Here is a 25,687-nt window from a genome sequence, read left to right as displayed (position 1 = left end):
AAAACAGACCAGCAAGCCATTAATAGGATAGTGCTTGCTGTGACGAGAGCCCAGTTTCGATGAATCACTTTCGCTGCATGCATGACCTCATCATGCTTCACCGTATAATAGGCATAAAACCCGGCTGCTACAGTAGTTAGAGTACTCAGTGCCCCTAGCCACAAACACCAACGAGCCACTATTTCAAATTCGACAACAAAAAGATGTGTTTTCCAGCGGGTATAAGACGCCAAATAGACTAAGGCATACAATAGAGTCGAAATAGTGAATAAGGCCACTGTAAAATGGACAAAAATAGGATGCCAATTAGGGATGATTTCGATCATTGCCTGTGTCCTCCTTGCTGATTTGGGAAATAAGCTATTTCTACCACTATGTCATGAAACACTTCGGCCGCAATAATAGAAAGGATACTATTGCCTCGAATCAAAGATGACCTATCACTCGAAATTACATTCTTCACAGTGTTATCCGCCGCAGCCTCAGCGCATTGATAATAACTGAAACAGAAGAAAGCGCCATAGCCAGTGCGGCGATGATTGGACTTAATAGTAATCCTGTGAATGGATACAAGATTCCCGCAGCCAAAGGGACACCCAATATGTTATAAATAAAAGCGAAGAAAAGATTTTGGCGTATATTACTCATAGTCTCTTCTGACAAACGGCGAGCCTTGGCGATACCACGCAAATCACCATGCAATAAGGTAATACCAGCACTCTCAATAGCCACATCAGTCCCTGTTCCCATGGCAATACCAATATCAGCTCGTGCCAGTGCCGGTGCGTCATTTACCCCATCTCCTGCCATTGCCACGGTGAGTCCTTTCTCTTTTAATTCACTTATAATACGGCTTTTATCCTCGGGCATGATTTCAGCCACTACCTTTTTTATGCCAAGTGTACCTGCCACAGCTTCTGCTGTTTTTTTACTATCCCCTGTCAGCATATAAATTTCAATGCCGCTTTGTTGAAGAGATCGGATAGTTTCAGGAGTAGTTGATTTAATTGGATCCTCTACCACCAAAAGAGCTACCGTTTTATCATTGATTGCCATAAACATCACAGAGGCACCTTTGCCACGAAATTCATCTGCCTTTTCAAAAAGAGAAGCATTATCGTTCCCATGCTCTTGCATTAATTTGATATTACCAATGGCAACACGATGACCATTTACTTTACCCACTACTCCTTTCCCAGTTGGGGCGTCAAAATCTTGAACTGGTTCAAGAGCCAACTGTTTTTCCTTTGCAGCACTCACGATGGCTTGGGCAAGCGGATGTTCGCTTTGATGTTCAAGCGATGCTGCTAGCACTAATGCCTCTTCCTCATTTAAGCCTTGATCAGTTACAATCTGCGTCAATTTGGGGTGCCCTTCAGTGAGGGTTCCTGTTTTATCTACAACAAGCGTGTTCACCTTTTCCATTCGTTCAAGCGCCTCAGCGTTTTTAATCAATACACCACTCTGAGCACCTTTCCCTACTCCTACCATAATAGACATCGGAGTTGCCAAGCCTAAGGCACAGGGACAAGCGATGATTAATACAGATACAGCAGCAATTAAGCCATAGCTAAGTGATGGTTGTGGCCCCAACAATGCCCACAAAATAAAAGATAGCATTGCAATTAAAATCACAGCAGGCACAAACCATCCAGATACAGTATCTGCTAAACGTTGAATAGATGCGCGGCTTCGTTGAGCATCGCTCACCATCTGAACAATACGTGAAAGCATGGTATCACTACCAACGTGAAGTGCTTTCATAACAAAACTACCCGTTTGGTTAATCGTCGCACCAATAACTTTAGCACCTGCTTCTTTAGTAACCGGAATAGGCTCCCCAGTCACCATGGATTCATCTACAAAGCTTCGTCCTTCTTGTACTTCACCATCTACCGGTATTTTTTCACCAGGGCGAACGCGCAATAAATCACCGATATTAATCCTATCCAGTGATACTTCCTCCTCACTTCCATCATTCTTAATACGATGTGCACTGTCAGGTGCTAACTTCAATAAAGCACGGATAGCACTGCCTGTCTGCTCTCTTGCTTTTAATTCCAGCACTTGTCCTAATAAGACAAGGGTAGTAATGACAGCTGCCGCTTCAAAATACACAGCGACCACCCCTTCTTGACTTCGAAAAGCTATAGGGAATACCCCAGGCAGCAGTACTGCCACCACACTATAAACCCATGCTACCCCAATACCCATAGCTATTAGAGTAAACATATTCAATTGACGTGTTTTAAGAGTTTGCCAGCCACGCTGAAAAAATGGCCAGCCACACCATAACACAACAGGTGTAGCAAATAGCAGTTGAATCCAGTTTGAAACACCGGCAGATATAATGTTTTTCAACAAATGTCCGCCCATCTCCAATACCACAACAGGTAAAGTAAGAATCACTGCCATCCAAAATCGGCGCCTCATATCAAGGTATTCAGGATTTATTTCACTTTCGGCGGTCACTGTTTCCGGCTCTAAGGCCATACCACAAAGAGGGCAAATCCCGGGATTAGTCTGACGTACTTCAGGATGCATGGGGCAAGTATAGATGATTGCACCCTCTGTTTTGGAGGAAGCATCGCGTGACTTCTGTACCCTATGTTCCTGATGACAACAAGCGTCCTTTTTTCCAGTGTTTGTATGCTTTTGTTGATGATGGTCGTGTTTCATTGATCACCTATTCGTATTAGTAGTTTCACTTAAGCAGAGAACATGTTTCAATGCCCACCGCCATGGCCACCCGCACTGTGTCCACCATAGCCTCCATCGACCTCAGTCTCTTGCGAGCCATGCTTCATGGCACCATCACAGGCACTTAAAAAGAACGCTGCCCCGATTAGTCCAACAAAAACAATAAACACCCTCATTGTTTTAAAAATTGACATGTAACACTCCTTGTAAATAATAAATGTAATCGTCTTACTTATCCTTTTAAAGCCTTTGCTAGTTTGTTTTTTACTAACTCCTCCACAATCAAATCACTCACATCAATGGTATTGGTTATATGACTTACCGTATTACAAGTAATGATTTGCGTGCCTTCCATTTCTGATAATAGGGAATAGGCATCTTCTGCAAAAAGCGCATGCACACCAATGCAAGTCACTGACTTAACTCCTAAATCTTGCAAATGCTTCACCGTTACTATCATGGTTCTGGCTGTGGAAATAATGTCATCGACGAGTACCGGCGTAGAGGATTGAAGCGTGGGGACAGTAGGCACGGAAATCACCACCTCTTTATCACCTCGTCTCATTTTTTCCAAAATCACATAGGGGAAATGCCCTTTTTCTGCAATGTCAGCAACCCACTGCTCACTTTCCATATCAGGCCCAATAAGCACTGGCGTATTAATGTGGCTTGTAATCCATCTCGATATATTTAAAGTAGCATGCAAGACAAAAGTAGGAATGGAGTAGACTTCATCTAAAGAGTTATAACGGTGCAAATGGGGATCAATCGTCATGAGCCAATCAAATGAAGTGGAGAGTAATTCAGCAAAATAACGCGACGTAATCCCTTCACCCTGATGAAAACGTATATCTTGACGTAAATACGGAAGATAAGGGGCAATCAAGCCGATTTTTTTAGCTCCTAATTCTTTAGCTGTTTTAGCAAAAAACAGCAAAGGCAGTATTTTTCCATCGGGTCGGTTTAAGCTATCCACTACAATGAGGCTGCGATTTTTAACTTCCGAATTAATTTTTACGTACCACTCTGTATCTGGAAAACGATGCAACGTGACATCACCCACCTCCACTTGAAGCGCTTCTTTTAAACGTCTACTGATTTCTGAAGCATCAAATAATGAAAATAAAATGGGCTTCAAGGCTTCTCTCCCAGAACAATGGTATTTTGTTTATCGCGAATAAAATCGCGAGCATAAGTCATCTCTCCTGAAGACTCTGAATGGATGGTGAACAAAGGCTGTCCTTTTTCAACTTGGTCGCCAATATGAACATGCAAATCAACCCCTGCTGATTTAGACTTAGGGGCCCCTGCAAGCTTGGCAATTTTTGCGAGAATTCGATTGTCAATGAGAGATACTTTACCTGCTTTCTCAGCACCAATAGGGTGAGTAAAACGTGCCGCCGTCAATTCCCGCATGCCTCCTTGTGCCTCACAAATCGCCTGAAATTTTTTAAACGCCTCTCCGCTATCTAATAATTGTTTGGCTATCGATTGACCTAAGCCAGGTTGTACTGTTGATGAAAATTCCAGTACTGCTCCTGCAAGAGTTAATGATTTTTCGCGCAAATCCTTTGGGGCATGAGGCAATCCTTGTAATACCGCCAACACATCGCGTGCTTCCAGGGAAGGGCCAATACCATTTCCTATCGGTTGTGCGCCATCAGTAATTAGGGTATGGACCACAAGGCCTAACTGTTTTCCTACTTCTTCAAGGGATTGCTTAAGAAGTAAAGCCCTGGACTTATTTCTGACTTTTGCGGTAGGTCCCACTGGAATATCAATAACGGCATGGGTTGCTCCTGTGGCAATTTTTTTAGAAAGGATTGAGGCGACCAATTGACCTTCACTATCTAACTCAAGAGCACGCTCCACCCGAATAAGCACATCATCGGCAGGGCTTAAGCTCACAGCACCTCCCCAAACGATACAACCGTTTTCCTTTTCAACCACGTGACACATAGCCTTTGGGCTCAGTGACACCGGTGCTAAAGTTTCCATTGTATCTGCAGTACCTGCTGGAGAAGTAATTGCCCGAGAGGAAGTTTTTGGGATAATCAAGCCAAAAGCAGCTACAATGGGAACCACAACAAGGGTGGTGCGATTTCCTGGCAAACCACCAACACAATGCTTGTCTACAATCAAAGGAGATGACCAGGATAAGCGATCGCCACTGTCAATCATGGCTTTTGTAAGTTTCATGATTTCAGTATTGCTTAAACGTTCTGCGGCACTGGCCGCTAAAAAAGCAGAAATTTGCAAATCAGAAAGACGACCATTTAAAACGTCATCAACGATGGCTTTGATTTGTTTAAAAGAGAGTTCATTACCATAAATCTTCGTATGCACATAACTTAATGATTCCAGAGGTTTAGGATGGGATAATTGGATTTCATCCCCTTCTTTAGCATTTAAAGAATCCCAGGCATAGTGTGACAAGCTGGCTTCCCCGGGCTTAAGCAGCTCTGAGGTAACGACATTAAGCGTTGCGATAATGGAGCGTTTGCCAAGGGTCACTTGAATACGTGTCTGCACTTCAAAGCCTTCTGCATGACACACATGACAATCCTCTCGCATGTAAATAATGGCTTCATGATACGTCTTGATGCCTAAATATTTTAAACGCAAGGCATGACCCACTTCTTTTGTCACGACAAATCCTCCACATGCTGGTAAGAAGGAATCATGCAGGTGAAACCAAATTGCTGTTCAATCTTGTCTTTGAGCGATTGTGCACTGTGAGGTTCACCATGAGTGATAAAGACTTTTTTGGGTGGCCGAATAAAGTGCTTTAGCCAACCTAACAGTTCCTGATAATCGGCATGCGCAGAAGTACTGCTCATGACAACGACCTTGGCGCGTATAGGAATCATACTACCATGAATTTTGACCTCACGTTCCCCATTGACAATCCTAGCACCACGAGTGCCTCCTGCTTGAAAGCCGGTAAAAAGAAGGGTGCTCTTAGGATCAGGGGCAAAGGCTTTCAAATGATGCACAATACGACCACCCTGGGCCATCCCACTGGCGGCTATAATGATTTGAGGCATTTTATGACGATCGAGTTCTTTTGACTCCTCAGGGGTATTGATATAAGTAGCTGCGTTACATAAGCCATGGCATTGTTCCTCATTTAAACGATGATCCTCTTTATAAGTGCAGAGCAAATGGGTCGCATTGATGGCCATTGGGCTGTCTAAAAACACTGGAACGTCTTTGTGAACCTCTCCTTTTTGTTTCAGTTGATAAATAAAATAAAGAAGACTTTGCGCACGCCCTACGGCAAAGGCTGGAATGACGACAGAACCCCCTCGTTTGATGGTTGTATTAATCACTTGCCCCATTTGCGGCAACGGATCAGTTGCATCATGCAATCGGTCGCCATAAGTGGATTCCATGATCAGATAATCCGTGTCTTGAATGGGGGTTGGTGCCTTCATGACCGGATCATAAGGTCGACCAACATCCCCGCTAAACAAAAGGGAACACTTGCTTGTTTTTATTTTGATCATCGCGGCACCCACGATGTGTCCTGCACGATGAAATTCGAAGCTAAATCCATTAAATAATTGGTGCGGCGCATTAAAATCAACGGTTTCAAAATGTTTTAATGCCGTTCTCGCGTCTTTTTCAGTATAAAGAGGAAGCGCTGGCTTATGTTTCGAGAAACCATATTTATTGGCTAATCGTGCTTCTTCTTCCTGAAGATGACCACTATCCGGTAATAAAATAGCACACAATGCTTTTGTGCCGGGTGTTGCATAGATTTTTCCTTGAAATTCATTTTTTACTAATAGGGGCAAATAACCGGTGTGGTCAATATGCGCATGAGTGATAATCACAGCATCAATATCGCGCGGGTCAATAGGCAATGAAGCCCAGTTACGTAATCGTAATTCTTTATACCCTTGAAAAAGACCACAATCGATGAGAATTTTTTTAGAATCGATGGTCAAAAGGTATTTTGAACCAGTAACGGTTTGGGTTGCCCCTAAGAACGTTAATTTCATCTTGCCTCCATTAGACTTCCTTGTTTTTTCAAATCCACTTGCCAGCGCCACATCACATAAACCACGGGAATCACAATTAAAGTCAGCAATAGTGCTGAAAAAATCCCACCCACCATGGGAGCCGCGAGGCGTTTCATCACATCAGCACCAATACCTGTCGCCCACATCACCGGTAACAAACCCAGTATATTCGCAAGCCCTGCCATCGCCATAGGGCGAATACGCGATACGGCGCATTGCTGCACCGTTTGAATCAAGTCCGGCAAGGTTTTGAGTAATCCTTTTTCTTTTTGCTCGTTGTAATCAGAATCAAGGTAAGCGAGCATCACCGCACTCGTTTCAGCAGCCACTCCAGCAAGTGCAATCATCCCAACCCAGACCGCGATACTCATGTTATACCCTAATAGAAGGAGCAGCAAAAATCCGCCAAGTAGAGCAAAGGGTACACCTAGCATCACCATCAATGTCTCAGTGATGGTGCGGAAGGTAAAGTAAAACAAAATAAAAATAATGGCTAAGGTGAGTGGTACAAAAATTTTAAGTCGTTCATACACGCGTTGCATGAATTCGTATTGACCTGACCAGGCAAGCGTGTAGCCCGGGGGTAATGTGACTTTTGCCTTGACCACTTGCTTTAACTCTTCCACGTAGCTTCCAATGTCTCGTCCGCTAATATCAATGAACACATAACCTGCTAACATCGCATTCTCATCGCGAACCATGGCAGGACCTGAACGAAAGGTTAAAGTCACCAATTGAGCAATAGGTATTTCAGCACCACTGGGTGTTTTCACTAAAATACGATTGATCTTATCCGGATCATCGCGTAATTCTCGCAAATAACGCACATTAACAGGATAACGTTCACGGCCTTCAATTGTGGTCGCTATGTTTTCACCACCCACGGCTGATTCGATGATACGATTGACATCCATAATGGTTAAACCATAGCGCGCAAGCTCGTCTCGATGGATGTCAAAATCAAGAAAATACCCTCCAGCCACCCGTTCCGCATACACCGTACTTGTCCCCGGTACTTCTTTGGCTACCATTTCGATTTCTTTGCCAATGGCTTCAATTTTTTTAATGTCAGGACCAAAAACTTTAATCCCTACAGCGGTTCGAATTCCTGTGGTGAGCATGTCATTACGCGCTTTAATGGGCATAGTCCAGGCATTGCTCACACCGGGAAATTGCAAGGCTTTGTCCATCTCAGCGACCAGGCTTTCATAGGTCACGCTTTTGCGCCAAAATTTCTTAGGCTTAAGTTCAACAATCACTTCCATCATGCTAAAAGGAGAAGGATCGGTTGACGTATTAGCCCGTCCCGTTTTTCCAAACACATAAGCCACTTCCGGGAATGATTTTAATTTCTTATCCATTTCCTGGAGCAGTTCTGTGGCTTGTGTGACCGATATGCCAGGTAAAGTAACAGGCATATATAAAATCGTACCTTCATACAGAGGCGGCATGAATTCTGAGCCAATGAGTTTATAGAGGGGAACCGTGGCTAATGCTGCTACCACAGCAATCGCTACTACAACACCACGGTAATGCAGTGCTAATTTCAAAACTGGTGCGTACATTTTTTGCATCACGCGGGTAATGGGATGTTTTTGCTCGGGGATGATACGCCCACGCACCAAAATAGGTAATAACATGGGGATTAAAGTAATGGCCAGCAAAGCACTCATAAAAATGGCTAAATTTTTTGTATAGGCCAAGGGTGAGAATAACCGTCCTTCTTGGGCCTCCAGGGTAAAAACCGGCATAAACGATATGGCAATAACCACTAATGATGCAAAAATGGCAGGGCCTACTTCTTTCGCTGAATCAATCAACACTTTGTTGCGATCGCCGGGACTTCCTTTTGCTTCCCAATCGGCTAACCGTTTGTGTGCGTTATCGACCATGATAATGGCCGCATCCACCATATCCCCAACCGCCACAATGATGCCGCCAATGGACATGATATTAAGGCCGATATTGAAAAAATAAATGGGAATAAACGAAATCAAAATAGCAAGCGGCAAAGTAATAATTGGAATCAAAGCGGAACGAAAATGCCCCAAGAAAACAATGATTAATAACCCAACCACCACAAGTTCTTCAATCAAATTCCAGTTGGCCGTTGAAATGGCTTCTCGAATCAGATTACTGCGGTCATACACATTGACCATTTTTATTCCTTCTGGAATGGCAGTAGCCAATTCTTTGAGCTTATCCTTGATTCGACCAATCACTTCCAAAACGTCTTCCCCAAAACGCATGATGACGATGCCACCAACGGTTTCGCCTTGACCATTTAAATCGACCACACCACGACGCATGTCTGAGCCTAGCTGCACGGTTGCCACATCTCGTAATAAAATCGGCGTCCCATTGGCATTCGTACCAATGGCTATTTTTTCAATATCATCTGTCGACGTGATATAGCCTCGTCCACGAACCATGTACTCTGTCCCTGAAAATTCAATGACACGCCCACCAGTATCATTATTGCTCATACGAATTTTTTCAATAATTTGGGGTACAGAAAGTTTATAGGAAAGTACTTTGACGGGATCTAAATTAATTTGATACTGCTTAACAAAACCACCCACGGTGGCGACCTCTGATACACCAGGTATAGCTCTTAACCAATAACTTAAATACCAATCTTGAAAAGTGCGTAAATCGGCCAGATTATGCTTCCCGCTTTCATCCACTAAGGCGTATTGATAAATCCAACCGACTGGTGTGGCATCAGGACCTAATTGAGGGGTCACCCCTTCAGGCAGTTTTCCGCTCAATTGGCTCATGTATTCTAATACGCGCGAGCGTGCCCAATAAATATCCGTTCCATCTTTAAAAATGATGTACACGTAAGAAAAGCCAAAATCAGAAAAACCACGCACAGCTACGACATTCGGTGCAGATAATAATGCTGTTACAATGGGATAAGTGACTTGATCTTCCACCAGATCCGGTGCTCTGCCCATCCATGTGGTATACACAATCACTTGCGTATCCGAAATATCAGGCAAAGCATCCATGCGAGTATTTTTTAAACCCCACCAACCGCCCAAGGAGAACCCCACGACAAATAGCAACACGATAAATCGATTGTTTGCGCAGAATTCAATTATTTTCTCAACCATGTAAATCCTTTTATCGTATTAATGCGTCAATGCTGCATTCCGCCCATTGCGGCTTTTAACTGACTCTCGGAATCAATGAGGAAATTGGCTGACGTAATAATATTATCTCCCTCTTTGATGCCTTGTACCACCTCGATCAAATCACCAGCACGCACACCCAATGTCACATTGCGCCACTCAATTTTTCCATCCCCATGATAAATAAACACCACCGCACGCTCGCCCGTTATCAAGACAGCATTTTTGGACACTACAAGTCGCTTGCCTAAAGGAATTTTTAAGTCAATATTGGCGTACATCCCCGGTTTTAATTGATCTTTGGCATTATCCACCACAAAACGAACCTTGGCGGTACGAGTTTTCATATCGACCGTTGGATAAATAAAATCAAGTTTGGCTTTAAACAATTGATTAGGCAAATACGACAAGGTGACATCTGCTGTTTGATCGAGTTTAATATAAGGTAATTCATACTCATAAATGTCGCCTAAAATCCACAAACGAGATAAATCGGCTATGGTATACAGTTCATCTTCTGGTTTGATTCGCATACCGACTAATGCCATTTTATGAATAACTGTTCCATTAATTGGAGAACTAATGGTCATCGTATTGGTAATTTTACCGCTTTGGGTTAATTGCTTAATTTCCTTTTCAGAAATCCCCCACAGCAAAAGTCTTTGCTTGGCAGCCTCGAAGGAGGTTTCTGAGCCTGATGCAATCGAACTATTTTGGTTTTTTCCAAGAATTTTTTTGGCCTGCAAAGCCAACAAACATTCTTGTTGAGTAGAAACCAGATCAGGACTATAAACAGTAAATAAAGCTTGACCCTTTTTAACTTTCTCTCCAGTAAAATTGACGAATAATTTTTCTATCCAACCATCAAAACGCACATGAATATGGGCAACCAACCGTTCATCTGCTTCAACATAACCCACCGTACGAATCGTTTTTTCAATCCATTGGCTTTTTACCGGCTCCGATGTAATGCCTATGGCTTGTAAGCGAACTGGGTCTATCATGATTAAATTGTCCGAGGTGGATTTTTTCATATCCATCTTGTCATGAGTAATTGTTGTTGATTGCGCAATACCTATTTGAACGGCGATTAATAACACAATAAATAAGACGATTGGCTTTCTAGACTTCATGTGAGCTTCCCTGTAATTTCTTCTATCTGCGTGATGGCTTTTTCGTGATTTGCCAACTCATTATGCAATTCAATTTCATTTTCTTGTAACGTCAGCAAGTTATTAAGCAAGGTTAAAAAATCCACTTTACCAACTCCATAATTGGCTTGTGATGAATTAAACGTTAGTGTGGCCAAAGGAATGATGGAGCCTTGAATCAATTCAATTAACTTTGCAGAACGCTGTTCCACTAAAAAAGCGTTTTTGACCTGGAAAAGCAGTGCTTGATAGGTAGTGTGCAAATCTTCTATTTCAGCATTGTAACGAGAAAGGGATTCTCGCAAGCCATTATTTTGCTTCTCCATAAAATACAAAGGAATAGTGGCTTTCAAGTTGACCATATATCCGTCATTATTCGTTACTGTGTTATGTAATTTTCCTCCTTCAATTTCAACATCAGGAAAATAATTCATTTTACTTAATTTAACCGTTTGGCGTCGTTGCTCAACGCTTCGTTCGCGTGCTTTTAATTGTGGAGAGCGCTGTTTGATGAGGTTATTGAGAAATGCCAAATTATGACGATGATGGGTTACAGATAACTGCGGTGGGGTATGAATTGCAATATCCAAAGGTCGATTTAAAAGACGGTTAATATCAGCCTCAAGCGATTCCCGCTCTTGTTTTAAGATAACCAAACGCATATCCAGGCGAGCGATTTCGGTTTGCGCCCGAAAAATATCTTGTTGCGGTACTTTTCCCACGCTGTAATTCACTTGAGCACTTTTTTCAAGCTCTTGCAGAAGCAGTAGGGTTTTTTGCAGGATTTCAATTGATTTATTAACCGAATAAAGGTTGTAATAGATACGCTTTAATTGGGCAATAACAACCAGGCACGTTGCCTGATAGTCAGCAGCTGCTCGCTTCGCCTTTTCCACCGCTATTTTCCCACGAACTGCAAGCTTCCCTGGAAATGGAATTTCCTGACTTGCACCAATCATTTGTAGCCGCATGGGATCAATATTCATCGGGGAACCAACACTGACTTTTGGATCAGGTAGTGAACGGGCTTGGGGTGCAACACGATTGGCAGCGAGCCAGCGCGCCTGAGCCGCCTTAATTTGTGGGTTATTTCCCTTAGCCTCTTCAATCAGTTTCTCTAAAGCCGGTATTGGAGCAGCATGGCTTAAAGAGAAAACAGGATAATTGATCAAGCTTATTATCATGATAACCCAGAAGCATTTTTTTAAATTAAAACGCCTCATGAGGTGAATTCCTTAATGTAATCATTTTCTTCAATTCCAAAATCAGTAAAGGGATGGTTCCTAAGACTATCCAAAGCAAGCATTCAGATAAAGTCACTGGACTAATTCCAAAAAGACGTTGCAAAAATGGGACATGATGAATGAAAATCTGCAACGCAAAACTAATGCTGACAATAAAAAACAATCGCATGTTTGAAAACAATCCTACTTGCCATATGGTCTTGGTTTGACTACGAGCCCCAAAGGCTCTCAATAGTTCAGCAGTCACTAAAACAGAAAAAGCAGCGTCCTGAGCCTGTATCAAATCCGCATTGACTAAATATTCGTAAGCAAACACACCAAAGGTGACTAGTGCCGTTAAACAGCCTATAAAAGATACCTGCTTGAAAAATGAAAAATTCATCAGAGATTGTTGTGATGATCTTGGCGGACGTTTAAGAATTCCAGGCTCAGCCGGATCGGTTGCCAAAGCCAATGCCGGCAAACCATCCGTCACTAAATTTATCCATAACAATTGGATTGGCAATAGTGGTAAGGGCCAGCCGATTAAAAGAACACTAAAAACAACCAGCAGTTCACCCATATTTCCCGCTAATAAATAAGCAAGCGTTTTGGCAATATTGTCATAAATTGTCCGCCCTTCTTCAATCCCATCGACAATAGAGGTAAAGTTATTATCCATGAGAATAATATCGGCAGATTCTTTAGTCACTTCAGTGCCTGTGATCCCCATTGCGATACCAACCGAAGCTTCTTTTAGTGCCGGTGCATCGTTTACACCATCACCAGTCATTGCAACCACCATGTGGTGTTTTTTCCAGGCACGAACGATTTTTAATTTATGTTCAGCAGTAACGCGAGCATAAACAGCAATCTGTTTCACACACGCCATAAAGTCATCATCAGACATCTTATCCAGTTCATTACCTGTCATCAGGCGATCGCCTGGATTCAGTATCTCTAATTCACGGGCAATTGCTTTGGCGGTATCGGGGTGATCGCCTGTGATCATGACTGGTTTAATGCCCGCCATTTTACAACGTTTAACCGAAGCTTTTGCATCAGCATGCGGGGGATCCTGGAGTCCTATAAGACCCAGTAAAACAAGATTATTTTCAATGTCTTCATCAGCAGCCTCCAATAATGAAGAATCGCATTGCCGTTGTGCAAAGGCCAAGATTCGCAATGCTTCACTGGCCATCAATTGACAGGATTGTTGCATACGGGCACGTTCTTTAGGGGTTAATTTTTTGATGCCCTCTCGAGTCAAAATATGGGTACAGCGTTCGAAAATCACTTCAGGTGCCCCTTTGACAAACGCAGTCAGTTGCTCTGCTTGCCTACGGATTATCGTCATACGTTTTCGTTCTGAATCGAAAGGCAATTCTCGTATGCGAGGAAAAGTAGACTCCAGATTATCACGCCAAATATCTCCTTTGGCAGCCGCTACTAATAGTGCAATTTCTGTTGGGTCCCCAACAGTGGATAGTTGTCCTTGTTGCAAACGAATTTCTGCATTGTTACAGGCCGAAGCGGCGTTCAAAACCGTCTGTAACAAATTATCTTTGGCGACATCGATCTCTTGACCTTGGGAAATAAAATGACCATCCAAGTGATATCCTTCACCTATGATACTGTACACTTCCTCTGCGGTAATGAGTTTACGGGCTGTCATCTCACCCACTGTTAATGTCCCTGTTTTATCCGTACAAATGACTTGGAGACAACCCAGAGTTTCCACAGCTGACATACGCCTTACCAAGACGGCACGTCGTACCATGCGTTGAACACCTAAGGCTAAAGCAACAGTGACTACCGCAGGTAAACCCTCAGGAATAGCCGCTACAGCCAGACTAACGGAGCTCATAAACAATTCAAAAAATGGAATACGACGTAACCAACCGAGAATAAAAATCAGTAGGACAATGGAAAAACAAAGCCATAATAGCCGGGAACCCACTTGATTAAGCCTTTTTTGTAATGGGGATTCATCACGAGAAGCCTCATTCAACATGGTCGCAATACGTCCCATTTCGGTACTCATTCCGGTTGCGACTACAATGGCTCGACCTGTACCATTCGCCACGGATGTTCCCATGAAGACCATGTTTTTGCGCTCAGCGAGTGGCGTTTCAACACTACAAAAATTGAGATTTTTTTCAATAGGCAATGATTCACCAGTTAAAGGGGCTTCCTCCGTCTTTAAGGAAGACAGCTCAAAAAGACGAGCATCAGCTGCAACTAAATCTCCTCCTTCAAAAAGAAGTGTATCGCCTGGCACGATATCGGAAGTAGTGATCATCTTGGCATGACCATCTCGAATTACCCTGGCTTTAGGGGAAGCCAATTTTTGCAACGCTAAAATAGCACGATCAGCTCGAAATTCGATAATAAAGCCGATAATGGCATTCAAAACCACAATGGCAAAAATGGCAATGGCATCTACTGTTTCACCCAGTAAAAATGAAATGACTACAGCGCCTAAAAGAACCCAGGTGACTAAACTGTTTACTTGTTGGAAAAGAATTTTCAAAAAAGAAGTTTTTTTCTGTTTGACCAATACATTAGCGCCAGACTCTTCTAAGCGTCGTTGTGCTTCTTCCTCAGTTAAACCAACTGATAAATCAGTTTTAAGTACTTTGGCCACTTCTTGGGGCTTCTTGTCATGCCAAATCTGCGTCATTGCGTCCATCCTTTGAATCTGCTCACCTATTATACATGTGAGTCTAATTTCCCTAAAAATTCAAACGCCTAAGTTGGTATTATAAGAGAATCAATACTCACGACAAACCCTTACAATTCAGTCTAAAGCCCCTGATGTTAACGACCACTGCCACCTCCATGGCCTTGCGCGACATGAATATTTTAATTCTTTGTACTATCGTTGGCAGCTCCACTGTTTGTACAAACAGCAAGTAATAAACAGCAGGCTAAAATAAACCAATGACTTTGTTTTATGATGATTTTTATCCATGATTTTAAAAGGAAATAATTAAAATATAGACTGTCATTCAATCACCAGTCAAAATAAATAGCTCTAATTGATTGAACGAATAACATCAAACTCTTCTTCCCAATCCAAAAGATAGACTAGATTATTTTGTGCATGATTACTATTTTTTGGGTGAAAACAGAGAGCTTTTTCTTTTTCCTCTTCGGCTCTTGCTTCAGGAAAATACTCCAAGATCTCCATATCACTCATGATAGTTCCATTGATAAATAGATTACCTAATAATAACTTAAAATAAAGTGAATTATCTTAAGCATATCTAATTTTTCTTATACTTTAATTCGCTAAACTGATTTAAGCAATTGAATGAGATGTTGTATAAACTCTAAAAAAAACAGTAATCATATAAAGCGGTTAATTGAAACCTAGGTAGTTAGTGTTTATCTACGATATAATGATACAGAACGGTTGAGTGTCCTTGGAGCCAAAATTATTGTGAAAAAATTTATCATTGCCCTCATTGGTTTGCTATTAAGCAATTCGTATTATGGAATTGCTATTGCTGGAAATTCACATCATCATGCGATGAAAAATCCCTCAAAAAATTCATCGAAGTCACAGCAAAGTGCTACCATGCGATTATCAATTCAGAGGATAATTGAAAAAAAGGATAAGAAACTAGTCTTCCTCAAGTTATCTAAAACAACAAATAATAACCCAGTTACCCTAAACGATCTTGTTGAGGCACATACACAAAAGATTCATTTATTGATTATTGATGACAATCTCATGGACTACAGCCATGTTCATCCAGTTGAAACAACGACACCCGGTGTTTACCAATTTGAGTGGCAGCCTATCCTCAAAAATGCTTCTTATCGTGCATGGGCCGATCTATTGCCTGCGAATACAAAAATTCAGGAATATATTATTGCTGATTTTCCATCTCCTAAAAACATTAAGGGATTAGGAGGTCATATTGATCACCAGCCTTTATTTGAAAGCACTGTTGATGGCTATCAGTTCAAATTATCTTTTGATAAAACACCATTACAAGTGGGGCAACCAGCCATGGGTAAAATAGATATTGTTGATGCCAAGGGAAACCCAGTTCATACGTTAGAACCAATTATGGGTGCCTATGCTCACATCGTTGGTTTTAATGAAGACTTTAAAACCGTTACCCACGTTCATCCTATGGGGAAAGAACCCCAAAATAAGGCTGAACGTGGAGGACCCGAATTACAATTTCATATTGAGCCCAATAAAGCGGGATTTATTAAATTGTTCACCCAAGTACAAATTAATGGGAAAACACTTTTTGCCCCGTTTGGAATCCCAGTAAAAAATACAATGCAATATTAGATCCGCAATACTGGATACATCACTTGAATCACGAATCCATTCATCTCATATTGAACAAATAAAACTGGAGAAACCATCCATTGGCATGGTGGGTTAATTTTCTGGTAGTTGATTGATTTTCAATTTCATTGAATAGATATCAGATGACTTATCTTTGTGGCTTAAAGGTAAAGGAACTCTTACTTTATAAAGTTCTCCCCCATTTACTAAAACAAAAGCCTGCCCCTTTGGCAAAGAAATAATATCCTCTACTCCAATCATAGGCACAGAAGAAGTTTGTACTCTGTCCTCATTGGTTGTATTAAAATAAACCCCATCTTCCCCATGAGGTGTATCATTAACCATAGAAACTTGGGTATGTCCAATAACTCCAACTTGAGGCAGCACTTTAACCAGTAAATTGGCTGTTTCTTCATTTTTAACACGCAGCATAATTAGGGTATTAAAATTTCCCTCGGATACTTCTGCTTTAGCCCTGGAACCCAGTGCAACTTCCATATCTTGAATAGTTTGAGCGTAAGCGGTCACTTGAAAACCAGCACCGCCCGCTTTATTGAGAATCTTCACAAAAGAATCCTGGATAATCTCTGACAGCTCATCACAATGCAGATTCAATATATAGCGAGCATTGGGTTCCTTGTAAATTTTACCAGCTGTAGAAACCAGATCTGACAAAATAGCTTTACCCACTGCTTGGGCAATATTAGGATTAGTTAAACTATCTAAACCAATATAAAGCACTTTCTTATTTTTAATCACATCCATCAGCTCAATGTCACCTGCTTTGGCCTTTGACGATAGAATTTTTGAAGCATTACTTTTATTGATTTCAGACAATACAGGGCCGACGCTGGCTGTGATTTTGTCATAGTAGTGTTTATCCATAATAGCTGCATCATAAAGGTCTATCAGGATTTGGTCGTGAAGCGCTTCGGCATTGTTGCTTTTGATGGTTTTGTTGATGTGGTCTTTGACATATTGAATGACTGCCTGGTGGCGTTCCATAGGGGATTTGGTTTTATTGTTTTTACCAATCTTGCTGTCATGTTCCTCTATAATAGCTTCAATCTCTTGATGATATTTGGGATAGTGATTGGGTAGAATGGTGTCGGCATATGTCATCAATAGTTGATCTAATCGACTGATATAAAAGGCTATGGATTGGTAGGTAATGGGTTGTTTCATTTCTTCAAGACAAATGGCAACGATATTAACATATTTCCATGCAAAGGCTGCAAATTGCTTCCCTTCACCTTCTGCGGATATTGCATCGGTGATTCGTGTAGCCACTTCACTGATTTGGTCGAAATTTTTGAGAGGATTATATCGTGCGGATTTCTCTGGAAAGCCTAAGTGAACGATTTTGAAATCTTCTGTTCTGCCTGATACCTTACAGGCAGCCATCATGTCTCTAACCAAGTCCTGGTCGCCTTTAGGGTCTACAACAATAACGGCATCACCGTTTCGGATGTCCTGGTTAATCAGAATACTGGCTAATCGAGTTTTGCCGACTCTGGTAGTACCAACCACAAAAGTATGACCTACACGTACATCTTGAGGAATGTAAACTGGTTTATCTTCTTCTCCAACTCCGTGAAGGAAAGGACTTCCTCCGACGGGAGGATCGGGTCTGAATGGATTTAACTTGGAACGGTTGTTAAGCCATTTTGCTAATCGAGTGTGTTCATGGTTTTGGCAGAATTGTCTGGCCAGCTGATAGCTATAGCTCCTTTGCATGAACTTTTCATTTTTGACCTGTTTGATTTGATGCAGCTTTTGGGTATGGCTTGGTCGCCAGCGGAAACCTTTACCTAGAAATAGCCAGTTTTTGGATAAAGGAATTTCTGTGGTGGATAGGGCATAGGTTGGCATGGCTAAAAGTCTGTGCTGATATCGCTTAACCTTTATTGCTTGCCATGCTCTAAAGACACCAGGGATTGATAGTGTAATCGCTGCATATAGACTCATTGTTTGCGTAAGCAAGAACAGATGTGGTTGGCTATAAGCGAGTAGAGCCAAAGACAAACAGGTAATCGCTGACCAGGCTTCGGTTGGTTCCCGAAATAGGTTATTAATAGGATATTCGCTCATAACATTCTCCAAATCATCAGTGCATCAATAAATAAGAAAATAGCCAGTAGATACCAGCGGACTTTGAGGGCTGTTTTGAGTTGTTCGGATGAGAGTTGATTATTAATCTGTATGCGTGTGACCAGCTTTGGCCATAACAAAATCAAAGCCAGATAAAGTAGTCCATGTAAGCCTAGAAACAACGGTTGTATATTAGCGAATGTATGTTGCCAACGAGTGAGAATATTTGTATTGATAATCCAAGGAGCAATCATCAATAAACCAATGATTGGTAAAATGGCTTGAATCAGTACTAGAATGAATGAACGGATGTAATGTTTAATCATAGGGATAGCTCCAAATGAGAAAGGTATTTCGCTTGTTGGCGGTAGTTCTTGATGCCCTTGTTGGCGTAGCCGAGGATAAACCTGCTAAACGCTATTTGACTGTTTATGAGGCTCAAGAAAAATTTGATAAGGGCTTGATTAGTATTCGTGAATACAATGAATCCCTTGAGTCTAAATAAGGCCTTCATCGAAGACCTCCTGATATCACTTTAACGCCTGTTTTAGCTACCTGCATACCTGATTGACTTACGTTATCGCTATGGCGTTCAGAACCGCTGACTAAATCCATAAGACCTGCACCAGCGTCACCGCCAAAATGACTAGATAATCTGAGTAACAAAACGGGTGCTACAAAGTAAAACATTACAGCCATATTCTTCATGGCCGAAATAGCCTCGTTTTCCCCTAATGGATCAAGCACAGAGCGTTCGAGAAATCCGACCAGATGCCAGAGGTATTGAAGAAAGATAGCCATAACAAACAAGGCGCACAGACTGCCCAACGCTCTTGGACTATAGCAACTTAAGGACAATACTATTGGCGTTAAAATGATTAAAAAGAACATGAAAAACGCTTGCATGACGGGCAGGGTTTGCATGATTGCTTCTCTTTTTAATGGGGTGGATGTCCAGGATTTTGTCCATTGTCCGACATTGACCAAGCTATGGGTAATGGCAGATGCGACCTTACCATTATTATTGTCCATGAGGTTTTGCACAGAACTGGTCTGCATGTCTCTGCTTTCTTGCAAGAGCATTTTTGCAATAAAATCTTCTGCGCTGATGTCTGCTTTCCAGGCTTTCGGATGTTTCATTTTATATTGGCGAACCCTATCCAACATAGCGTAGTAGTTCAGATGTTTATTGAAAACGCTGGCCTGATTAGAGACTTCAACCAAGTCAGTTTTGATTTTATTCCACCATTGCTGACAGCTGGGATAACCATCTTCTGGCAATCGTTCGGGTGGGATATCGCCACGATTAGCTGCTTTTTCAAGATTGCGATTAGGGGCTTGATGAAAGGTAAATCCTGGCACTGGTTGGCGTGCATGAAGTTTGCTGTAATACATCTTTTGCAGGATTTTAGAACCTATCCAGTTTAAATCATCTTCACCGCCATAGCGTTTGAGCATAGGGTCTAATTCACTGGCTTCATGCTTTTCACTATTGAATTGAGTTCTTGCTTCAATAAAACATTGCCTATGAAAATCCAATGCTTGTTTGCGAACGCTTTGGGGTAGATAGGTTGATACCAAATCGCCTTGAATAGATTGCAAACTATCGGTGCAACCCGTTACCTTCATAAGGCTGTAAGTGAAGCTCGACATGAAATTCTGGATAATGGCAAAGCCTATAGGAATTTTGACCTGGTTAGTCAGTAGATCTGCAAAGGCTTCATCATAAGTTGTGCCGCTGTCGCCAATGACCGCAGTCGTTGGGTTCTTTAGTCCACATAGGGGTTTAAATTGTAAAGCTTTGGTTTCCAATGGTACGCAAGGATAGACAAATAAACTGCATATCAGGAAAGTGACTGCCAATTCATAAAGGAAATTATTTAAAGCATGTTCCACAGCATAAAAAGCGCCAGCTGGATTAAGCACATTTTTAAGAAAGCGATAGCCAATGGCCAAAAACCCAAGATATAACAGCCCTGTTTGCCACAGGGCGTTAAATAGAACCTCATACTGTTGCCAGCCTAGATAGGTGGTGTAGAGGGATAAAGGGTTAAAGACGATCATGATTAAGCTCCTTTATTTTCTTTGACGTAGATTGCACCATTTTTTACTGCTGGCTGTTCATGATCCTGGCCTGGGATATTTTGGTTTTGTGCTTGGTGGCGAATGTCCATGATGGTTCCCAAAGTCTCATTCATCATTTTTTTGCGGACATCGTTTTCAAATGACAATGAGTGAATGTCATCATCCAGTTTTTTCAGTGCAAAAAGGACCATGTTCATAGCAGGTTTTAAGTTTTGTACTTCTTGTACTTGCAGTCCTGCTTGTAAAATACGACGCATCATTAAGGCTTTATCCAACATGTTTTGGACAGCAATTTCCTCAGCTAACTTCGAGACAGTGAGCATCTGTTCTTCACGAGGTAAATGTTGAATTGTGATAATGACTTCATCAGTAATCAGTAAATTGGAGGCGCTGACTTTATGCAGATTTTCTTCGGTCAGTGTCCATGTACCATTGACTAAATTCCATAAGGCTTTGGCAATGTTCTGACTACAGGTATTAGCGTTCGCACAGCTTTGCAATAAGGCTGATAAGCCTATCCCTGCTTTAGCATCGTGATTTTGTTTGTTTTCACTGCTGCTGACTTGAATATCACCTAGAACCTTAACTGCCCAATTGGCAGCATCAGTAGGTGTTGGCCAGCTTAGTGTCATAGGGATTTTAGTACTTGGTTTCTCCAAGGAATTTAAAGGTTTTCTCTCCAAAAGAATGTTGTACCCAGCAATGACTACATCATTAATCACCTTAATGGGGCGTTGGAATTTACCGCCAGCATTGCCTTTATCGCTGCCTATCCAGGGTAGACCGTATTCATCTCGTTTTTGGGCAATACTTTTTGACGTTTCGGTCACATCGACGTTTTCCTTCTTAGCCCGTTTGGCAGCATCGAGCCATCCCTGACTATCTGATACTGATAAGATGCCTTCCATAGGAGATTGGTTTTGTTCCAATGCTTGTTTGACTTCCTGACAATCTTTAACTTTGAGGGTAAATTCATTTTGCGCGCTAGATGCAGCATTTTGTAGAACATTGTATAAAGCAGGCATGGACTGTTGTAGCTTATAAAGCGGAAATCCTGCGACAGAGCCTTTCAAATTATCAATTACACCGCCAGGGATATTTAATGCTGATTTCTTTAAATCCTGAAAAGTATTGGTAATGGATACCACAGGATTAAAACCGCTACAGGAAAAGCCCATACGGCCATCTATATCTGCACCAATAACCAGTGTTTGATCTTTATTGACGGGTGGAATAAATAAATTAGATGTTCCTCCTAATTCGTAATAGTAATCAGATTGGCTAGGCATAAAGCTGCCAGCTTGGATCAGAGAGGGGATTAGTAAACTAAGTAGTAGTGATTTCTTCATGGCATCGTCCTATCGTTTTTGAGGTTGTTCTACTTTGGGAAAGGTTAAAAAGTTCACGAGTTTGCCTTCGTGCTGGATACAGCCGCGGTATTTACGCCAGAGGACAAATACATAATTACCATTACCCGCTTTGTCATCTTCTGTACCAAAGTCCTGTGCATCCCCTGGGTGAATATTTCGGTTAATGGGGTAGATTTCCTGCCAGATGACCTTGGTGTTTCTGGGGTCATAAATGGCATTAGCTACTACACAGTTTCTCCCACAGGAATTACGAGTTGATTTGGTGACATGTAAGGGATTTTTATTGGTGACGATATCCGCTGCGTGCATGGCCGCTACAACTGAGGCTCTATAGTTATAGGGCTGAGTCACTCGCATTAATCTTGGAATTTCAGAACCCCAATTTTGGGTGAATGTGCCAATGTCATGATTAATTAATAGGTATGGATGAGTTCCCATATACAACAACTCAGCGGCTTCTGTTCTATCCATGACTGCATCAGCTTCGGCAAGATAATAAGGAACACCAAAACCTGTTTCAGGTCTATGTGACAGGTAAGGGATACGATAGAAAGCAGCAGGGCTGCCAATAACATCAACGATACGGGTGCGTTCATCATTAATATGAAGATCGGTGGTTTGGCCGCTGTCATTGCCAAAACCTAATTCAGAACCAGTCGCAGCTTTATAAGCTTGTTGATACAGTGTTCTTGCTGCTTTATTTTCGTAAAGCGTTCGTGCCTCAAGCCAGGGATTTTCTTCTGGCTTATTGCTGACAGTAATGATTAGATCAGGCAAGAATTGCTCAACCGCGGGCGTGACTTCAAGCCTGGGCGGTAGACGGCCTACAGCCCAGGTACAAGAACCAATCACTTTATAATGGCTGTTTTGAAATAGCTTTTGCAAGACCCGTGTGGCTATGGTGAAGGTGTTCACTGGGTGAGGAGGGCTAGTGCTTTCTAAAGCAAAGGACAAGTTAGTCATAAAAATAAGCCCTATTGTGAGTAGCCGTGTTAGGTTGTTCGAGTTTTTTAGCCATGATTTCAGCAGCTTCAAGGACATCATGTTCTTTCTCCAGGAGGTGGCGTTGTGCTTTTTCTGATTTTTCAGTCATTAAGAGGGCAAGCAGGTAGCGAGGCGGAATGACACGAAACAATCCCTGATAACGTGACCCTAATAAAACTGCTTCTGCATACAAGCCTTTTTGCGAATCAATATCTCTGATTAAGGTTTCCTGCTGCGGTGTTAATGATTTAAAGCGTTTGACATCAGCAATTTCTTTTTCATCAAGTCCCAATAAAATCCAGGTTTCAATCAACGATAAAATTTTGGTGGCCTTTTCTGAATTCATGTCCGTGACGTTTTGGGTAATAGCAACTAGCCAAAGACCGAGCTTTCTTGCTACTTTGGCAATCAGTAAACACACGGTCACAACAGAAGGGATTTGAAATTGCAAATGGGACTCATCAATAAAGAGAAAGGTTGGTCTGTTATCGTTCTGGGTGGCTTCCGCCATGGCTAGTATTCTTGGTAGCAACGACACCATGACCAAGGCCAGTTTGCCGGTATCATCCTTAATGGCTGAAATATCAACATGAAAAATATCAAAGTCACCTAAAGGCTCTGTCGGCACATTAAAAAAACGAGATTTGACACTGTTAATCACATAACTGTTCAATCGATCGTGCATATCAAGGATGCGGTCTTTCTTGCGAGCAACTGTTTCTCTATCCAGTCGTCGTTTAAAAGCACTTACGATATGCTCAGTGAGCATTTGCGGTATTTCATTGTTAAAGGACGTTAAAATTGCATCACTTAACACTTCGATTAATAGAGTTTCATCAGCCAAAGTAAATTGTTCTTCTTCCAAAGCATTAGCCTCAGTAATCATGGTACGTAAAGCTAAAGCAAGCTCGGCCAGATAAGATCGGTGACCATCACCACAGACCACGTCTTCTGAATTAGCAGGTTCTTGAAGGTTGCTCTTTAATTCCATGATTTTTTGAGCAATTAAGGTAGCCTGCTCTGTACTTAAATTATCTGTGATTTCGGGAATGGCTTTATATGCTTCACAAAATGGATTTAATGGGACTGCTTCATCTTTCTTATTGCTCAGTAATAACTGGTTGGTCTTTTTACCGTGCGCTTTGGCGTGAATGAGTATCCTGTCAAAAGAGTTTCCCATTTCAAAAAGCACTACTCGGGCATCTTTCATGGCCAATAAAGATTGAATCATCCAGCCCGTTAAAACCGACTTGCCACCACCAGAGTTTGCGAAAATAGCGCAATGAGAATTTTGGCTAACAAAATCATGATGCAGTAAGTCAAAAAAAACAGGTTCACCCAAACGATTGAAAAAAGGGAAACAAGGTAAATGTCGTGCCCCTTGGTTGCGTCCATAGACCGGAAGCAGTGCTGCCAGCTCAGTGGCATACATCAGACGATCAAAACATAAATATTTACGGGCATAGTAGGGATCAAAATTAAAGGGTAGAGCATTGAGCCAGGAATTTAGAGGATGGAGATCATAGTTGGAATGAATCAAGGGCATTTTGGCATCATTGAAAATCGCGTGCAGATTTTTTTCTATGATTTGAGCTTGTTGCTCATCTTCGGCTTGATAGAAAATGGCCTGATTAACCCAGAACAATCGATTGCCCATACTTAACTCATTACGGGCTGTCCTAATATCATCTTTGACTTCCTGAGGTTTTAGACTGGTTCCTACGATTCCTTTTTCCAATCGCGTTAAATGGGAATCAAGATTTTCATCATGACTAAAGACGACTTGGATTGTGTAGATGCTTCCTTCTGGCAAGGTATCTAAAAGTGCGTATCGATGTTTGGGATTGGCTTGCTGTCTTTCTCGTGAGACTAAACCAATGATAGGCGCTTCTTTTAACCCATCCACATATAGAATTCTTTGTTTCATTCCTTCAAAGATGAAGCCTTGTTCATCGCTTTCAGGTGGAGCAAAGAATACATTTTGCGCTAGGTTAAAACCTGCTGGTATGGGATTCGGATAAGGGTATTGTTCTAATATCTCGTCAGCTGATTTGGGATTAAACCAACGTATCCACCACTGGTAATAATCTTGCCCTTTGAGGCGTTTAATTTCCAGCCCTGGTGAACGCAGTTTGGTTTCAATCTGACTAATGACTTCTTGATGTTCGAGAAGAATTTGCTCTCGAGGTAGAGTGGTTTGGTGTAATTGTCTATAAAACAAAACTCTGATTCTTCGTCTTCGTCCACGGTAGGGCGCGCCTGTTTTGGGATCAATAAATAAGCCTTCGGGTCGGGTCATCTTATTGTAGAGATCGTGCAGGCGTTCTAAATAATCTTGCGTTAATGGACTTTCTCTAAATTGTTGGGGGATTTGGGTTTTAATATGAGTGATAACGGGATCAAGGCAATATTCGTCTTGAACAAACATCTGCATGACCCAAGGATCAACGGCATGAAGTGGAACTACCGATGCAAAGGTATCCCGAATTTTATTAAATACGGCTTGTAAATATTCAGGTGAAGCGGCTTCTGCTTGAATGTCACCTAATTCAAACCCCGAACCTAAACTTTTACCATCGGCAAATAAAAAGACCTGCTCTTGT

General features: G+C 41.8%; 19 protein-coding genes. 2 read left to right on the top strand and 17 right to left on the bottom strand.

The window, feature by feature from the left end; all coding sequences use genetic code 11:
* From Lsan_RS22910 to Lsan_RS22005, 11 genes are all read right to left on the bottom strand, one after another.
* The coding region (locus Lsan_RS22910; RefSeq protein WP_237762071.1) for a DUF2231 domain-containing protein at positions 1-326 on the bottom strand (326 nt) is incomplete at its 3' end.
* Between the two features lie 133 nt (positions 327-459).
* On the bottom strand, positions 460-2,679 hold the full coding sequence (locus Lsan_RS07775) for a copper-transporting P-type ATPase (RefSeq protein ID WP_010652847.1): 2,220 nt from the start codon (positions 2,677-2,679) through the stop codon (positions 460-462).
* 47 nt (positions 2,680-2,726) lie between these two features.
* The gene (locus tag Lsan_RS22480; RefSeq protein WP_010652848.1) at positions 2,727-2,894 is read right to left on the bottom strand and encodes a hypothetical protein; all 168 of its coding nucleotides are present in this window, start codon (positions 2,892-2,894) and stop codon (positions 2,727-2,729) included.
* A gap of 38 nt (positions 2,895-2,932) precedes the next feature.
* Entirely contained in the window at positions 2,933-3,838 is a 906-nt protein-coding gene (locus Lsan_RS07770) for a ribose-phosphate pyrophosphokinase (protein ID WP_010652849.1), read from the bottom strand.
* Complete coding sequence (locus tag Lsan_RS07765) at positions 3,835-5,349, bottom strand: thymidine phosphorylase family protein (RefSeq protein WP_010652850.1); 1,515 nt, start codon at positions 5,347-5,349, stop codon at positions 3,835-3,837. Before Lsan_RS07765 ends, Lsan_RS07770 begins: the two co-directional genes overlap by 4 nt.
* The gene (locus tag Lsan_RS07760; protein WP_010652851.1) at positions 5,346-6,707 is read right to left on the bottom strand and encodes an MBL fold metallo-hydrolase RNA specificity domain-containing protein; all 1,362 of its coding nucleotides are present in this window, start codon (positions 6,705-6,707) and stop codon (positions 5,346-5,348) included. The genes Lsan_RS07765 and Lsan_RS07760 overlap by 4 nt, the downstream gene beginning before the upstream one ends.
* The gene (locus Lsan_RS07755; RefSeq protein WP_010652852.1) at positions 6,704-9,847 is read right to left on the bottom strand and encodes an efflux RND transporter permease subunit; all 3,144 of its coding nucleotides are present in this window, start codon (positions 9,845-9,847) and stop codon (positions 6,704-6,706) included. The genes Lsan_RS07760 and Lsan_RS07755 overlap by 4 nt, the downstream gene beginning before the upstream one ends.
* A 26-nt stretch (positions 9,848-9,873) precedes the next feature.
* Positions 9,874-10,998, bottom strand: coding sequence for an efflux RND transporter periplasmic adaptor subunit (locus Lsan_RS07750; protein WP_010652853.1), 1,125 nt, complete (start codon positions 10,996-10,998; stop codon positions 9,874-9,876).
* Entirely contained in the window at positions 10,995-12,239 is a 1,245-nt protein-coding gene (locus Lsan_RS07745; RefSeq protein WP_010652854.1) for a TolC family protein, read from the bottom strand. Before Lsan_RS07745 ends, Lsan_RS07750 begins: the two co-directional genes overlap by 4 nt.
* Positions 12,226-14,922, bottom strand: coding sequence for a cation-translocating P-type ATPase (locus Lsan_RS07740; protein WP_010652855.1), 2,697 nt, complete (start codon positions 14,920-14,922; stop codon positions 12,226-12,228). Before Lsan_RS07740 ends, Lsan_RS07745 begins: the two co-directional genes overlap by 14 nt.
* A 354-nt stretch (positions 14,923-15,276) precedes the next feature.
* Positions 15,277-15,441, bottom strand: a complete 165-nt coding sequence (locus tag Lsan_RS22005) for a hypothetical protein (RefSeq protein ID WP_154080663.1) — start codon at positions 15,439-15,441, stop codon at positions 15,277-15,279.
* Positions 15,442-15,684: 243 nt separating this feature from the next.
* Between Lsan_RS22005 and Lsan_RS07735 the strand changes: the two genes are divergently transcribed.
* Entirely contained in the window at positions 15,685-16,554 is an 870-nt protein-coding gene (locus Lsan_RS07735) for a hypothetical protein (protein WP_010652856.1), read from the top strand.
* A gap of 93 nt (positions 16,555-16,647) precedes the next feature.
* Here the strand turns inward: Lsan_RS07735 and traD are convergent, their stop codons facing one another.
* Together traD and Lsan_RS07725 are read right to left on the bottom strand one after the other, a co-directional pair.
* Positions 16,648-18,645, bottom strand: a complete 1,998-nt coding sequence (gene traD / locus Lsan_RS07730) for a type IV conjugative transfer system coupling protein TraD (protein ID WP_010652857.1) — start codon at positions 18,643-18,645, stop codon at positions 16,648-16,650.
* On the bottom strand, positions 18,642-18,971 hold the full coding sequence (locus tag Lsan_RS07725; RefSeq protein WP_010652858.1) for a hypothetical protein: 330 nt from the start codon (positions 18,969-18,971) through the stop codon (positions 18,642-18,644). The genes traD and Lsan_RS07725 overlap by 4 nt, the downstream gene beginning before the upstream one ends.
* A gap of 14 nt (positions 18,972-18,985) precedes the next feature.
* Between Lsan_RS07725 and Lsan_RS22475 the strand changes: the two genes are divergently transcribed.
* The gene (locus Lsan_RS22475) at positions 18,986-19,150 is read left to right on the top strand and encodes a hypothetical protein (RefSeq protein ID WP_010652859.1); all 165 of its coding nucleotides are present in this window, start codon (positions 18,986-18,988) and stop codon (positions 19,148-19,150) included.
* Positions 19,151-19,155: 5 nt separating this feature from the next.
* On the opposite strand, the gene Lsan_RS07720 is transcribed toward Lsan_RS22475, so the two are convergent.
* The 4 genes from Lsan_RS07720 to Lsan_RS07705 all read right to left on the bottom strand — a co-directional run.
* On the bottom strand, positions 19,156-20,709 hold the full coding sequence (locus Lsan_RS07720; protein WP_010652860.1) for a conjugal transfer protein TraG N-terminal domain-containing protein: 1,554 nt from the start codon (positions 20,707-20,709) through the stop codon (positions 19,156-19,158).
* A 2-nt stretch (positions 20,710-20,711) separates the two neighbouring features.
* Positions 20,712-22,079, bottom strand: coding sequence for an integrating conjugative element protein (locus Lsan_RS07715; RefSeq protein WP_010652861.1), 1,368 nt, complete (start codon positions 22,077-22,079; stop codon positions 20,712-20,714).
* Positions 22,080-22,088: 9 nt separating this feature from the next.
* Positions 22,089-23,063, bottom strand: a complete 975-nt coding sequence (locus Lsan_RS07710; protein ID WP_010652862.1) for a TIGR03756 family integrating conjugative element protein — start codon at positions 23,061-23,063, stop codon at positions 22,089-22,091.
* Positions 23,056-25,687: conjugative transfer ATPase (locus Lsan_RS07705; protein WP_065236291.1), on the bottom strand; the 2,632-nt coding region annotated here is incomplete at its 5' end. The genes Lsan_RS07710 and Lsan_RS07705, both read right to left, overlap by 8 nt.

The sequence above is a fragment of the Legionella santicrucis genome, from assembly GCF_001468135.1.
Lineage (GTDB): Bacteria > Pseudomonadota > Gammaproteobacteria > Legionellales > Legionellaceae > Legionella > Legionella santicrucis.
Note: the sequence above shows the minus strand (reverse complement) of the source record. Positions and strands in the feature narration are given on the sequence as shown.

Bases quoted from the DNA above. Each gene is read 5' to 3' on its own strand.
- Lsan_RS07775 (WP_010652847.1), bottom strand. From the start codon at position 2,679: ATGAAACACGACCATCATCAACAAAAGCATACAAACACTGGAAAAAAG.
- Lsan_RS22480 (WP_010652848.1), bottom strand. From the start codon at position 2,894: ATGTCAATTTTTAAAACAATGAGGGTGTTTATTGTTTTTGTTGGACTA.
- Lsan_RS07760 (WP_010652851.1), bottom strand. From the start codon at position 6,707: ATGAAATTAACGTTCTTAGGGGCAACCCAAACCGTTACTGGTTCAAAA.
- Lsan_RS07755 (WP_010652852.1), bottom strand. From the start codon at position 9,847: ATGGTTGAGAAAATAATTGAATTCTGCGCAAACAATCGATTTATCGTG.
- Lsan_RS07750 (WP_010652853.1), bottom strand. From the start codon at position 10,998: ATGAAGTCTAGAAAGCCAATCGTCTTATTTATTGTGTTATTAATCGCC.
- Lsan_RS07745 (WP_010652854.1), bottom strand. From the start codon at position 12,239: ATGAGGCGTTTTAATTTAAAAAAATGCTTCTGGGTTATCATGATAATA.
- Lsan_RS07740 (WP_010652855.1), bottom strand. From the start codon at position 14,922: ATGACGCAGATTTGGCATGACAAGAAGCCCCAAGAAGTGGCCAAAGTA.
- Lsan_RS22005 (WP_154080663.1), bottom strand. From the start codon at position 15,441: ATGAGTGATATGGAGATCTTGGAGTATTTTCCTGAAGCAAGAGCCGAA.
- traD (WP_010652857.1), bottom strand. From the start codon at position 18,645: ATGAGCGAATATCCTATTAATAACCTATTTCGGGAACCAACCGAAGCC.
- Lsan_RS07725 (WP_010652858.1), bottom strand. From the start codon at position 18,971: ATGATTAAACATTACATCCGTTCATTCATTCTAGTACTGATTCAAGCC.
- Lsan_RS22475 (WP_010652859.1), top strand. From the start codon at position 18,986: ATGAGAAAGGTATTTCGCTTGTTGGCGGTAGTTCTTGATGCCCTTGTT.
- Lsan_RS07720 (WP_010652860.1), bottom strand. From the start codon at position 20,709: ATGATCGTCTTTAACCCTTTATCCCTCTACACCACCTATCTAGGCTGG.
- Lsan_RS07715 (WP_010652861.1), bottom strand. From the start codon at position 22,079: ATGAAGAAATCACTACTACTTAGTTTACTAATCCCCTCTCTGATCCAA.
- Lsan_RS07710 (WP_010652862.1), bottom strand. From the start codon at position 23,063: ATGACTAACTTGTCCTTTGCTTTAGAAAGCACTAGCCCTCCTCACCCA.